At 70.1% G+C, this 12530-nt stretch carries 15 protein-coding genes; 6 read left to right on the forward strand and 9 right to left on the reverse strand.

From position 1 onward, the window contains the following. The first annotated feature begins 32 nt into the window (after positions 1-32). A complete protein-coding gene (locus tag IPK71_07570; GenBank protein MBK8213599.1) occupies positions 33-941 on the forward strand; it encodes a hypothetical protein in 909 nt (302 codons plus the stop codon). 18 nt (positions 942-959) lie between these two features. On the opposite strand, the gene IPK71_07575 is transcribed toward IPK71_07570, so the two are convergent. Further along, on the reverse strand, positions 960-1985 hold the full coding sequence (locus IPK71_07575) for a hypothetical protein (protein MBK8213600.1): 1026 nt from the start codon (positions 1983-1985) through the stop codon (positions 960-962). 226 nt (positions 1986-2211) lie between these two features. Here IPK71_07575 and IPK71_07580 point away from each other — a divergent pair, with 226 nt between their 5' ends. Beyond that, on the forward strand, positions 2212-3474 hold the full coding sequence (locus IPK71_07580) for a hypothetical protein (protein MBK8213601.1): 1263 nt from the start codon (positions 2212-2214) through the stop codon (positions 3472-3474). A 70-nt stretch (positions 3475-3544) separates the two neighbouring features. Here IPK71_07580 and IPK71_07585 read toward each other — a convergent pair whose 3' ends face one another. From IPK71_07585 to IPK71_07600, 4 genes are read right to left on the reverse strand one after another with little or no spacing between them, the layout of a single operon-like run. Beyond that, complete coding sequence (locus IPK71_07585) at positions 3545-4102, reverse strand: hypothetical protein (GenBank protein MBK8213602.1); 558 nt, start codon at positions 4100-4102, stop codon at positions 3545-3547. Continuing rightward, positions 4099-5625, reverse strand: a complete 1527-nt coding sequence (locus IPK71_07590) for a GMC family oxidoreductase (GenBank protein ID MBK8213603.1) — start codon at positions 5623-5625, stop codon at positions 4099-4101. The genes IPK71_07585 and IPK71_07590 overlap by 4 nt, the downstream gene beginning before the upstream one ends. Next, the gene (locus IPK71_07595) at positions 5622-5990 is read right to left on the reverse strand and encodes a hypothetical protein (protein ID MBK8213604.1); all 369 of its coding nucleotides are present in this window, start codon (positions 5988-5990) and stop codon (positions 5622-5624) included. The genes IPK71_07590 and IPK71_07595 overlap by 4 nt, the downstream gene beginning before the upstream one ends. After that, positions 5987-6724, reverse strand: coding sequence for a FadR family transcriptional regulator (locus IPK71_07600; GenBank protein ID MBK8213605.1), 738 nt, complete (start codon positions 6722-6724; stop codon positions 5987-5989). The genes IPK71_07595 and IPK71_07600 overlap by 4 nt, the downstream gene beginning before the upstream one ends. Before the next feature lie 98 nt (positions 6725-6822). Here IPK71_07600 and IPK71_07605 point away from each other — a divergent pair, with 98 nt between their 5' ends. Then, positions 6823-7314 (forward strand): hypothetical protein, encoded by a 492-nt coding sequence (locus IPK71_07605; GenBank protein MBK8213606.1) that lies wholly within the window; start codon positions 6823-6825, stop codon positions 7312-7314. 8 nt (positions 7315-7322) lie between these two features. On the opposite strand, the gene IPK71_07610 is transcribed toward IPK71_07605, so the two are convergent. Then, a complete protein-coding gene (locus IPK71_07610) occupies positions 7323-7934 on the reverse strand; it encodes a hypothetical protein (protein MBK8213607.1) in 612 nt (203 codons plus the stop codon). Beyond that, positions 7931-8089, reverse strand: a complete 159-nt coding sequence (locus IPK71_07615) for a hypothetical protein (GenBank protein ID MBK8213608.1) — start codon at positions 8087-8089, stop codon at positions 7931-7933. Before IPK71_07615 ends, IPK71_07610 begins: the two co-directional genes overlap by 4 nt. Before the next feature lie 220 nt (positions 8090-8309). Here IPK71_07615 and IPK71_07620 point away from each other — a divergent pair, with 220 nt between their 5' ends. The 3 genes from IPK71_07620 (at position 8310) to IPK71_07630 (ending at position 11554) form a co-directional block, all read left to right on the forward strand. After that, positions 8310-9020: a hypothetical protein gene (locus tag IPK71_07620; protein MBK8213609.1), complete on the forward strand. Its 711-nt coding sequence runs from the start codon at positions 8310-8312 to the stop codon at positions 9018-9020. A 63-nt stretch (positions 9021-9083) separates the two neighbouring features. Next, the gene (locus IPK71_07625; protein ID MBK8213610.1) at positions 9084-10148 is read left to right on the forward strand and encodes a hypothetical protein; all 1065 of its coding nucleotides are present in this window, start codon (positions 9084-9086) and stop codon (positions 10146-10148) included. Beyond that, positions 10133-11554 (forward strand): hypothetical protein, encoded by a 1422-nt coding sequence (locus IPK71_07630; GenBank protein ID MBK8213611.1) that lies wholly within the window; start codon positions 10133-10135, stop codon positions 11552-11554. The genes IPK71_07625 and IPK71_07630 overlap by 16 nt, the downstream gene beginning before the upstream one ends. 130 nt (positions 11555-11684) lie before the next feature. On the opposite strand, the gene IPK71_07635 is transcribed toward IPK71_07630, so the two are convergent. Together IPK71_07635 and IPK71_07640 are read right to left on the reverse strand one after the other, a co-directional pair. Continuing rightward, entirely contained in the window at positions 11685-11969 is a 285-nt protein-coding gene (locus tag IPK71_07635; GenBank protein ID MBK8213612.1) for a hypothetical protein, read from the reverse strand. Beyond that, positions 11966-12511: a sigma-70 family RNA polymerase sigma factor gene (locus tag IPK71_07640; protein MBK8213613.1), complete on the reverse strand. Its 546-nt coding sequence runs from the start codon at positions 12509-12511 to the stop codon at positions 11966-11968. Before IPK71_07640 ends, IPK71_07635 begins: the two co-directional genes overlap by 4 nt. Between the last annotated feature and the right edge of the window lie 19 nt (positions 12512-12530).

A 12530-nucleotide genomic window follows, 5' to 3' on the forward strand; every position in this document is an offset into this window, starting at 1 on the left:
ACGCGCGCCTGCACATCGGCCAAAGTTCGCCCGTGCAGAGCTCCAGGACGATCGGCGTGGTGGCATCGCTCGTGGCCGTCGCCGCCCTCGCCGCAGCGTGTGCGTCGCCTTCGGGGCCGGCGTGTGTCGGGTCGGTCTCGGAGGCGCTCCGCGTGTGCCAAGGGCCGAACGTCGTCTCGGGGATCGACGTGTCGTCGTACCAAGGGAACGTCGACTTCGCGCGAGTGGCCGCCGCAGGGAACGGGTTCGTCTTCCTGCGCCTCTCGTCCGGGCAAAACGTCGACACCAAGTTCCAGGTGAACTGGCAGGCCGCCAAAGCCGCGGGCTTGGTCCGCGGGGCCTACCAGTACTTCTGGCCTGGCCGCGATCCCGACGCGCAGGTGGACGTGATGGTGCAGACGCTGAAGGCTGCAGGATACACGCGCGACGACCTCCCGCCCGTCCTCGATCTCGAGACCCTGGACGGTCAACCGGTCGCGGCCGTGGTCGCGTATGCGCAGCATTGGCTCCGTCGCGTCGAGGACGAGCTCCACGTGCGCCCCCTCGTCTACACCGCGAATTTCATGTCGAACGTGACCCAGACGTACTTCTCGTCGTACCCGCTGTGGGTCGCGAACTACGGTGTCACGTGCCCGCTCATGCCCACGGGGTGGACCAAGTGGGTATTTTGGCAGAGCAGCGATTCGGGGCGCGTCGATGGCGTCGTGGGCAACGTGGACCTCGACACGTTCGATGGCACCCGCGCGGACCTCCTGGCATTCGCGCGTGGGAGCCACCTGGTCGGTCCGAGCGACGCGGGGGCCGACGTGGCGCCGATCTCCGACGCGGGCCCGCGAGACGCCGCCCTCTCGTTCGACGCCGAAGTGCCTCCCCCACGGCCGAAGCCCGTGCTCCCGAACGTGACCCGCCCCGAGCTCGTCCCCGACGTTCCCTGTCCCTGAGAGCCTCGGGCTCCGGTGTCAGCGGACGAGCACCCTGGCGAACGAGACCTCGGTGCGATCGCCCCCCGCCCCGTTGAAACACGCGACGTTGCCGGCGCGCGGTGCGCGTCCGCAGAACGAGCTGCTCCCGACGCCCAGGAACGAGTCCGGGCTGCCGCAGTCGGTCGCGTTGCCCGAGTCGTTGCCGAGCATGCCGATGCGGACGCGCGCGCCTCCGCGAACGACCGAGAACCCTTCGGCGCTGCAAGCGGGTTGAAGGGAGCTGCCGGGCACGAGGTCGAGCCACGCGGTGCGCCCCAGGTTGGTCGGCTCGGCCGACGCCACGAGCTCGGCGAGAGAGGCCTTCGGGGCCGCGATCTTCAGCGCGCGGGTCGTCGCTTTCGTGTCGAGCTGGAGCGCGACTTCGGCGAAGGGCACGTCGTGGAAAGGCGCGAGCTTCGCCTCGCTCGTCTTCGAGAGGGAGGCGTCCGTCTCGTTGAGGAGCCGTGCCGTGGTCCACAGGTTGGAGTCGAAATCGAAGGTGTTTTTGCTGCCGTCGATGCGCATCACGAGGGTGAAGCCACCCCCGAAGAGCTGCATGTCACACCCCGCCGGATAGGGCGTGGGGGCGGCCTTCGGTTTGATCGTGTACACGGCCGAGACCGACGTGGGGCGCTCGTCTTGGAGCTCCTTGCAGCTCGTCGGGAAGCGGCACGCCCCGGCCTCGCACACGAGACCCTCGGCGCAGTCGCGCGTCATCCCACATCCGCGGCCTGTCGCGCACCCCTTCGAACATCGGCCGCCGCAGTCGACGTCGGTCTCGTCGCCGTCGCGTAGGCCGTTCGCGCATTCGTCGATGGGCGCGGGCTTCGAGGTGTCGCCCGTGGCGTCGCGAGCGTCGTTGCCTGGGGAAGCGTCCTCGCCGGGTGACGGCTCGGCCTCTGGCGAGGCATCGACGATCGGCAGGGCCACCTCGGAGAGATCGAACGAGAGCCCACAGCCGATGCCGAGCACACCGAGCGCGAGAGCCGAGAGCGAGTGTCGGAGGTGGAGCGGGCGCGACATGGCAGAGGAAACCTTGCTCCCCAGTCCCAAGCGAAGCGTAGCACGCAGCGGATTCCGGCGCCCCGCGCATCCCGATCTGCCCATTCGGCATTTGGGGCTGCGTGGCGCTTCGTGTGAAGGGCGGGTGGGACGTCGTCGAGACAAATGGATTCGGGACGAGCCGGACAATTCTTGGGAGAGGTGCGCGGCGCGTGCCCCGCGCTCTTCCCCTTCCTTGGAGCCCACCATGTCCACACGTCTTCTCTCGTTGGTCTCCCTGTCCGCGTGCTTCGTGGCTTGTGCCGTCGGAGCGTGCTCGTCTTCGCCGATCGGGCCTGGGCCCGACGCTGGGCCCGACCTGCCGGATACCGGTGCCCCGTCGCCGGACGGTTCCTCGCCGACCGAGCCGGACGGTGGCCCGGGCGATGCCGCGGCGCCCGACGCCGCGCGCCCCGACGCCACGACCGCGGACGCTGGTAGTTGCGCCGTAGCCCCGTCTCCCGGGCGAGGGGTGGTCGAGGTGCTCACGCCAGCGGCGCTCGGGTTCGAGGTCTCGTCGCTCGGGGTCGTGTGCGACCGAATGGCCCTCTCGAGCGAAGCGAAGGGTGCGGCGCGTTGGTGGGAAGGGGGGACGCTGCGCACGTGCAAGGTCGGCGCCTGCGCGTCGACGGCCGCAGTCGTGCCCTCGTTCGATGTCCACACGAAGACCCGCTTCGTTCGAGAGGGTCATGGGCTCTTGGCCTACGGTGGGACCCAACCCTTCTCGCTCGCGAGCGGGCCGCTCGACACCCCGGGTGACGTGATTCGCGTCTCGAACGACGGTTCGGCCACGCGGCTCGGGACCATCCTCGATCCGGTCGCGGGAGCCGCGGCCACGTTCGGTGGGCTCACGTTCGTGGGGACCTCGCTCGTGCTCGACGTGCGGACCTACCGGAATCACGGAAACGGTAAGGGAATCATGGTGATACGGGACGCGCTCGGTACCCCGGCGGTGGTCGACGTCGTTCGCGGCGGTGAGGTCGACGGGTACTCGGTGGCCACGACCCCCACGAGGCTCTTCGCGCTCGGCGAGGGGTACGGCAGCACGTCGCTCGTGGACGTGGCCGCCGCCAAGACGACCACCTTCTACGGAGGCGCGTTCCGCAAGGGGTTCTTGTGGGGAGAGCGCCTCGTCGGTGTGGGGTGGGATCGGGCGAGCAGCGCGCCGAACACCCAGGTCGCCTGCGAGAGCGACGGCGCGTGCACGTCACCCTCGGTGATCGTGAACCCCGCGCTCCCGAACGACGGGTACCTCGGGATCGTGAAGGACGCCATCGTATGGCACGAGCGCACGACGCCCGAGGCGACGACAGGCACGATCAAGGCGTGTGGGCTCGCGACGTGGGGCACCGCGGCGTGTGTGCCCGAGACGATCGCGAGCGACGTGCCCACGCCCGAGGGGGACGCCCACACGGACGGCCAATCAGTGTATTTTGCATCGAACGGGAGCGCGGTGCGGGTTGGCCTCTGAAGGGCGGCGCCTCGCGCTTCCCGACGATCGCGCGGAGGCGGGGCCGGCTCGGAAGGAGCCCGGGCTCGCCTCACGCGCGCGCCGGGACGATCTCGCTCACGGGTCCTTCGTAGCGGAGGGCCCAGTAGAGCGGCAGCGGCACGAAGAGGCCGGAGACGCGCATGAGCTCCCACCCGAGCAGGAGCTCTTGGCTGCCCTCGTTGACCGCCACGAGGGGCGTGTAGCCGAGGCGCGCGAGGTCGAAGAAGGGGTTTCCCGCGGCGCCGTAGTCGAGAAAATGCGTCCCTTCGTAGCCGCGAGGGAAGCGCGCCTCTCCGCGTTCGCGCACATGGTAGTGACCGAACGTGAGGGCTTTGCCTCGCCGATCGCGCATGGGGACCCTCGGTCCGTCGATCCCGTGCTGCTCCATGCGCACGTTCCACCCGCGCACCCCGTTGCCCCGCTCGTCGCGCACGAACGTCTTCCGGAAGGTGTGCCAGAGGAGCTTCCTCGCGAAGCCCGGGAGGCTCAGGTCCACACCGAGGTACTCGTTGCCCGCGAGCGCGTTCGGGTCGAGCGGGTGGCCGTTCAGGAGGACGCCGTGGAGCGCCTTTGCGTCCATGCCCATGAGATCGTCGAGCGTGATCATGCGGATATTCTCGGGGTAGCGAGGGCCGGCGATGCGCCGACCGCGTGACGTGCGGCGTGTGTGGCGAGGGCCATGATGGCCATTTGAGGGTTCACTCCGAGGCTCGTGGGGAACACGCTCGAGTCCGCGACGTAGAGGGCTCGTGTCGCGTGGTGGCGGAAGTCGAGACCGACGACGCTCTCGGTGGGGCGGCTCCCCATGCGGCACGTGCCGAACATGTGCGTGATGGCGGCGGTGTAGGCGGCAGGGCTCTCCGGTCCTTCGCGCTCGAGCCGGACGAGGTCCTCGACGCGCGAGGTGCGCGGCGTGAAACCTCGCACGCCCGGCGAGACGTGGTCGGCGCCGGCGGCCAGCATCATCTCGCCGAGCACTCGCAGCCCTCGCCGGTAGAGCGCGACGTCGCGCCGCGAAGGGGAGTAGACCACCACGGCCTTCGAGCCGACGAGGCGCACCCGGCCGCGGGCATTCGAGCGGATCGCGCAGCCCCAGTCGACCTGGTGGGCGAGATCGTCGATCTCCTCGGCGAACGTACGGCCCACGCCCGAGAGGCGGCTCGCCATCACCGCGAGCCCGAAGCCGAGCGCCTCGAACTTGAGCCCCTCGCGGCGGAGGCCGGTGACCTCGTGGCCCTGCGTCGCGCCCTCCCACATGCGGACCGGCTCGGGGAATCTCCCTGCCATCGACACACCGGGGTGGCATTGGAAGCCCTCGCCCACGGGGCCAGAGCGGAGCCCGCTCTTCATGAGCAGCGCCGGGGTCTGCACGGCGCTCGCGGCGACGATGACGGCGACCTTCGCGTGGACGACGACCTCTCCACCGCCGGCCGCGCGCCCGCGCACTCCGGTGGCCCTCCCTCGGGAGATCAGGATCGAGGTCACCTCGACCGACGAGAGCACGCGGGTGCCCGTGGCTTCGGCGTCGGCGAGGAGGGTCGCGTCGACCGAGGCCTTTTTCCCTTTCGGGCAGCCCTGCATACATCGACCGAGGCCCTCGCACCCCGTCACGTTTCGCCGAATGGGGCGATGCGCGAGGCCGAGCGCCTCGGCGCCGCGTGCCATGAGCAAGTTCTTGGGGCCGGCGATGTTTCGCTCCGTGTCACGGACGCCGAGGCGCTCTTCGAGGGCGCCCGTGGTCTCGTCGACGAGCTCGAACGGGAGGGCCTCTCCGAGCTCGGGGTCGTTCGCGACCCATTCGGCGTGCACGTCGCGCGGGAGGCGCCAGCAAATCGCCCCGTTGATGGGCGAGCTCCCTCCCACCATCTTGCCTTGCACGAAGGGCGTCGGCGCTCTCCCCACCACGACGGACGCTCCGAGGTCGCGGTACATCGACGCCATGGCCTCGAACGACGACTCGGGGAACTCCGAAGGTGCGAACCACCTGCCCTCTTCGATCACGACCACCTGCGCGCCGAGGCGCGATGCTTCCCGCGCAGCGGCGGAGCCCGCGGGTCCGCTCCCGACCACGACGACGTCGGTCGTGATTGTGTAAGATGCACGAATGTTGCGGCCGTCCGTGCGGTTCATCGGGGCCTCCGAAACGCCGACTCGACATCGGGGGACGAGAAGTAGGCGAGGCTCGCGACGACCTTGAGCACGTCGAACAGCGGGCCGAAGGCTCCGAAGCGAGCCGCGCGCGTGACCACGGCCTCGCGGGACTCGGCGTCGAGCGCCGTGAGGGGCCGTGTGTGCCCGAAGAGCCGCGGCGCGAGGCTCCCGACGACCACCACGGCGACGAAGAGCCCGAGCCGGAGGTGAGAGGGGGAGACCGCGCCGAAGCGGGCCCAGAACGCGCGGAGATCGAGCTCGGAGAGCGCGGGGAGCTCGGGCCTCGGCCTTGGGAGCACGGCCGCGAGCACGGCGTCACGGAGGGCCTCGTGGGAGGGGATCATGCGCGCGCTCCCTTCTCGAACGAGCGCGCGAACCGCGAGACGGTGGTCGCGTCGATCTTGCGGAGGACGGCGTCGATGGTGGCCTCGGCCTTCGGTCCCCCCGTGGCGAGCGCGGCGAGCACTTTGCCCATGGCGCGGGCGTTGTTCTCGGGGGTCGCGTACATGGCGGCGACCAGCCGGGGCGATTCGTCGAGGACCTTGGCGAGCGTGTTGAACACGGAGAGCGCGACGATGTTGCCCGTGATGCGAAGGAGCGCCCGGGCGAACCCGAGGTCGGCCGCGACCAACGCCCGGGGATCGGCAGGATCCGCCGCCGCGAGGGCCGCTGCGGAGGCGGAGAGCTCGCCCGAGCGCGCGAGGATGTCGTCCCGGTGCCGTACGATCAGACGTACCGCGAGGGAGCGACGGAGCTCGAGGAAGTCTTCGAGGACACGCGTCGCCCGCTCGGGCTCGTCCTCGAGCGCGACGAGCCAATACGGGACGAGGCCGACGTCGCCGGCGTCGGCCGGGTCGTTCACGTGGAGACCGCTTCCTTGCCTGGCCTCGACGATCCCTCGCGCCTCGAGGCGCGCGACGACGCGCTGGATCGTCGACGGGTTCACGCCGTTCTGGGCCGCGAGGTCCCGCACCGTGGGGAGGCGCGAGCCTTTCGCGAATCGGCCTCGGAGGATGTCGAGGGTGAGGGAACGCTCGATGTCGGCGACCGAGGTCTCGGGGCTCCGTGGGAGGCTCATGACCAAGTGTGTGATTCAATTGTGTCACACAGTCAAGGCCTCGGGTCTCTTTTTCGGCCCTCGCCCGGTCCGGCCCGGAACGTGCAAAAGCCGACGATGTGCGCGCCTTCCCAGACCTCCGTCCCCCGCGAGCGTTCTTCCCTCTCGTCGTCGTCGGCAGCGCGGCGCTCCTCGGATCCGCCGTCGGCGCGTGCGGCTACGACTGGTCCACGCCACCCGAGAGCACCGACGCTTCGTCGCGCGACGACGGAGGTGCCGGGCCCGAGAGCGGTCCTTCGGGCGAGCAACGCGTGTGCTCGTCGCCGCTCGAGCCGTGCGATGCGGGTTGCCCATCGACCGCCGCGAGCCCGTGCTCTCTCACGTGCAACGGGGGGACGTCGTGCACGGGAACGTGCTCGCGTGCAGGGTGCGCGTTCGTGTGCAACGCGGGCGCTTCGTGCGGCTTTTCGTGCTCCGGCGGAGGCTGCACGGTCGAGTGCGCGCTCGGCTCGTCGTGCAAGGCGGATTGCTCGGGGGGTGGCTGCACGTTTCGATGTGGGCTCGGCGCGTGCGAGACGTCGTGCTCCGGCGGAGGCTGCACGGTGCTCTAATCCGTGCGTCAGTCGTGACGCGCCCGTGCCCTCGGGGCGTCGCTTTCTGCGTCGCCTTTGGCGCACCGCGAGGCCCCGTCGCAGGTGCACGAGCTCGCTCCTCGGAACGTGGAGCAGCACGCGCCACACGCGGCGACGAGAGCCTTCCGCAGCGACGTGCGCGCGCGGTGAAGCCGCACCGAAGCGGCGTTCGGCAGGAGACCGAGCTCGCTCGCGGCACGGGCGACGGGCTCCCCTCGTACGTCGACGGCGCTCACGAGGGACGCGGTCTCCGGGCTCAACGTACGGGAGAGGAGCGCGGTGGCACACCCGCACGCTCCTCGCTCGACCTCGGTCTCGTCCGCAGGTAGCTCGTCGAGCTCGTCGACGTCGGCCCGCGGTCGCTCCGCGCGTTGGGTGTCGACGAGCTCGTTCTTCACGATGCTGTAAAACCAGCCCCGCTCGCGACCGGGGGCGGGGCCGCGAGCGCCTCCCATGGCCGTGTGAGCTTTGAGCGCGGCGGCCTGGAGCACGTCCTCGGCCTCGGTCTCGGTGGCCCCACGTCGGCGCAAGAACGCGAGGAGCGCCCCCCTCTCCCTGCGTAGGAGAGCCATCACGGGGTGCTCCTCGCGTGTCGTCATCGCTTCTCCGCCGCCGGGTCGGTGGGCCCACACTCCCTGGCTGCGCACGAGCAGGGGCTGCACGTGCACGGATCGCAGGCGCAGGGCGCGGCGCAGCACGACGTTCGTTCGTTCGTTCGTTCGCTCTTCGTCGAGGTCTTCTTCGGGTCGGTCATGGTCGTTCTCCTTCGGTGCCCGAGCGTGTCTCGGTGCGTTCGAGGGGAAGACGGCGGCGCCACGATCGATCTTACGTGCCGACGGAGGAAAATCGCACCGTCGCGTAAGTGTCCGAAATTAGGGGCGAATGCTGGGCGCGAAGTCGGCCGGGGCCGTGGGCTCGGGCGCTCGTGTCGCCCTGTGCCTTGCCGTCGTGGGCACCGCAGATAAAGTCCTCGCATGCGCAAGAGCTATCGCGGGGTAGGGCCCCTTCTTCTTTTGGTCGTCGCGGGCGGCGCCGCGTTCACGGCGTGTGTCGGGGACGACCCGGTGGCCACGTCCGACGCCGGCGGTAGCCCCACCACGACCGCGACGACCACCGCGCCCACGGCGACGACCACCGGGACGACGGCCCCCGACGGCGCGACCCCCGCCGACGCCGAGGCCGACACGGCGATCGCGCCGCTGCTCGACGCGGCCCCCGATGGAACGACCCTCATCGACGGCGCCCCGCTCGACGCGGGCAAGCCCATGCCGACGTGCCGCTTGCCCACGCAGAACCCGCTCGCGTTCAACCTCCGTTGCGCGGCGAGCCCCTCGAACCCCACCCCGGGCGGGCGAGTCCAGAACGGCACGTACGTGCTGAACGGCGCGTACGGTCCGCTCTTCTGCCCGAGCGCCTACATCTTCGGGAGCGCCGAGGTGTTCTCGCAAGATGGGGAGCAGTTCCTTCGGTACAACGTCCTCAAGAAGACGGCCACGAACGACCCGGGAACGTCGGTCTCGGGCACTCACTGGCTCAACTACGATTCGGCTTCGGGGCGGCTCCGCGTCGAAGAGATGTGCGATCCGCTCCGCAAGGGGAACGTGCGAACGGGCGAAGTCTCGGTGCAGGGCGCCGATCTCGTCCTCACGTTCACGGGTGGCCAAGAGCGTTGGCAGATGAAGTGAGCGCGCCCTCGCGCCCTGCGAATGCTCCGTCGTGCGCGGCGTGAAATCGGTAGTCTCGAGCTCATGCGCTGCCCGTATCCGGAGAGCATGGTCGATTTCGAGCCCGAGCTCGTGGCTCGCGGCACGCACGAGCTCACCGCGCTCGGGGAGGTGCTCGCGCTGGCCGATCCCGAAGGGCTCGTCGAGCCGAGGAGCCGCGTCCTCTGCGCAGGGCTCTCGCACCTCGGGGTGCTCGCTCACCGCGCTCTCGGAGGCGGCGCGAGCGAAGCGGACGTCTCTCGCGCGTCGGCGCTCCTCTCGCTCGTGACGAAGGTCGACGATCAGATCATCGACGCGCTGCCGTTCCACGGAGGCTCGGAGACCCCCGAGGGGGTCGTTCGCGCTCGCACCACGGAATACCTCGACGCGACCCTCGCCGCGATCGTGGACGGCAAAACGCGCTCGCCTCGCCTCGAGCTCGCCGCGGAGCTCGGTCACAGGCTCAGGGCGCTCGCCTCGACGCCCGCGCGCCTAGAGTCCATGTGGGCCACCCTCGCGGAGGGCTTCGCCATCCAAGCCGACGCCGTGGCGACGCTCACGCGCCACCCTGCCGAGGTCTCGCTCGAGCGCGTGTCTCGCGTCACGCGGGAGATCAGCGGGGCGTGGCTCCACATGATCACGGCGGTCGGTGCCCTCCCGAGCGATGCCACAAGGTCTCTCACCGCGGCCGAAAAGCAGGGCTTCTTCGCGTGGGGCTCGGCGATCCAGCGCGCCGATGCGCTCGCCGACCTCGAGAAGGATCTCGGCGACGGGCACCTCTCCACGTACCCCGGTCGCCTTCTCTTCGACCTTTGCCCCGGCGAGTACCTCGAGGCCGTGCGCACCTTCGACGGGGACGCTCTCTATGCGCTCGTGCACCGCGAGGGCGTCGACGATGCCTGCCTCGGCGACACCGGCGAAGATCCGCGCGCGCTCGAAGCTCTCGGCGCTTTGGGCGAAATACCGAGTTTGCTCGCGTGGATTCGCGGCTATCTCGTAAGGCGGTATCGGGCTCATCCGCGCGCCCGCGGAGCGGCGTACGTCGTCGCTCCCGAGCGGGGCGTGCTCTTTCCTTCCGCGTCGAGGGGGCTTTCATGTTCGGGACGTTGAAGCCGCATTCGTGTGGGCTCGCGTGCGACCGTCGCCACGCGTACGCGACGTTCTATTGTGGGCTCTGCAAGGGGCTCGGCGACCACTTCGGCACGGCCACTCGCGCGCTCCTCACGTACGACGCCGTGTTCCTCGCGCTCGTCGTCGACGGGCTCATGGTCGAACGGGCCGCCCCCGACACGTGCCGATGCCCGATGTTGCCGCTCGTCCACAGGCCCACGGTTCGCCCGGACAGCGTCGCCATGCGCTACGCGTCGGCCATGCAGCTGCTGCTCGTCGATCAGTTCTTGGCCGATCGCAGCGAAGACGGAAAGCGGGTCGCGAAGGTGGCCCGACCGCTCCTCTCGAGCCGTGTCACGCACGCGTACGCGATGCTCGGCGAGCTCGGTGTATCGATGGACGAGGTCCGCGGCTTCGAGCAGGTGCAGGCTCGTGTGGAGCGCAGCCTCGACGCCGACGGGCACGCCGCCTCCGAGCCGACCCGCCGGGCGCTCGGGCTCGCGTTCGAGCGTATGACGGGGCTCCCGGGCGTATCGGAGGAGGTCGCGTCCGATGGAGCGCGGGAGGCGCTGCGTGAGCTCGGTCGCGCCCTCGGCGGGGCGATTTACCTCATCGATGCGCTCGACGACCTCGAGAAGGATCATGCGAGCGGCGCCTTCAATCCGTGCCTCGTCCCAGGGCGAAAAGGCCGTGGCCGCGTCGTCTCGTGGCCTCGTGTCGTGCGTGTGTGGGATGCCCTCTCGGTCGATCTCGCCGCCCTCGACGCGCTCGCGCACACGCTCCCACTCTTGCGTCACCGTGACCTCGTGCGGGCCGTCGTGGTGGGAGAGCTTCGTCGCACCGCGAGGGCCGCGGCAGAGCGGGCGCACGCCTACGCGCGGGCCGAAGGAGAGCGCGAACGCCAGGCGATGGGCGTCTTCGCTCGAGGGCTCTCTTCGCTCGTCGCGGCCTTCGTCTTCGCGTGGGTGTGGCTCCTGTCCCATACGGCGTACGCCCAAAAGGGAGAGACGAAGTCCAAAGATGCGTCCGTCGACGCGAGCGCGAACGACGCGTCGGCGCCACCGAGCTGGCTCCCCAAGCTCCCGAAGCCCACACCCTCTCCGTCGGAGTCGGCGTCGCCTTCGAGCGGGGACTCGCCCGGTGTGGACCCCGCCCTCGATCCGACCGCGACCCCACCATCGGGGGGCGCCAAGGGGAAGGGTGATCCTCCCGAGGTGAAAGGGAAGGGCGGGTCCAGTCGAGGGTGCGGCTGCCTCGACGCGTGCGGAGGCTTTCGTTCGTGCTGCAACGACTGCCCGATCTGCAAAGGCTCCGACCCGTGCGCCTCGTGCTGCAAGTGCGGAAATGGGAAAGACTGCTGCAACTGCTGCGATAGCTGCAAGGGCTGCGACGGCTGCTGCAAGTAGGCGCGCGGCAGACGTGCGCCGAGCGAGTGCGCGCTTGACCGCCAGCGTGGACGCCATCGGCGGCGCGTGCCGGTGGTCGTGTAAATGCTAGTAGTTTCGATAGTTTGTGCGCTTGCGTCGTCTCGACGACTCAGTCGGTCGCGAGGCCCGCGTCCCCGAGACCGAGCGGCCCTTCGGCGCTCGTCACGGAGAGCGAAGCGGGCGACGTTTCTGTCGCCGAGGCCCCTGCCATGGCGCGCATGCCCACGAGCGCGAGGGCGGCGGTGAGGCCGAGCGCGACGGCGGTACGCGCGCGACGGCGATCGCGAGAGACGATCGTTCGCCGTGCCTCTCCGAGCACCTTGGCGGCGCGTGCCTCGTCCCAAGGAACGTCCGCCACGCGGGACTCCTGCACCATGCGATGGACGATGCTCATCGGACGAGCCTCTTCTCGAGCCGAGCCTCGGCCTCGGCGATGCGCCGCTTCACCGTCGCGAGGGACACCTCGCACGCCGCGGCGGTCTCCGGGAGCGTGAGCTCGTCCACGCGGTGAAGACAGAACGGGATGCGAAGCTCGTCGGGCAGCGTCTCGAGCGCCGCGTAGAGATCGAGATCACGCTCGCGCTCGCGTGGCACGTCGGCGCGGATCATCGCCTCGAGCCACCGGAACCCGAAGACGCGGAAACGCCGACGCTTGGCGAAGAGCCGCCGCACGCGCCGGACGGCGAGGAGGCGTACCCACGCGCGCACGGGCACGCTCGGGTCGCGTGAGTCGAGGCCGTCGCGGACGTCGAGGAAGGTCTCTTGGACGACGTCGTCGAGGTCGCGGTCGTTGCCCATGAGGCGGAAGGCGAGCTCGGCCACGTGCCGCGCATGGGCCGCGTAGATCGACTCCAGCGTGAGGCCATGGCTCGCCCCGTCGGCTTCGGCGGCGAACGAGGGCTCGACCGCGTAAGGGGTGGGGAGGGGAAGGTGCATCTGCCGTACCGACGCGAGA

This window comes from Myxococcales bacterium, from assembly GCA_016712525.1.
Lineage (GTDB): Bacteria > Myxococcota_A > Polyangia > Polyangiales > Polyangiaceae > JAAFHV01.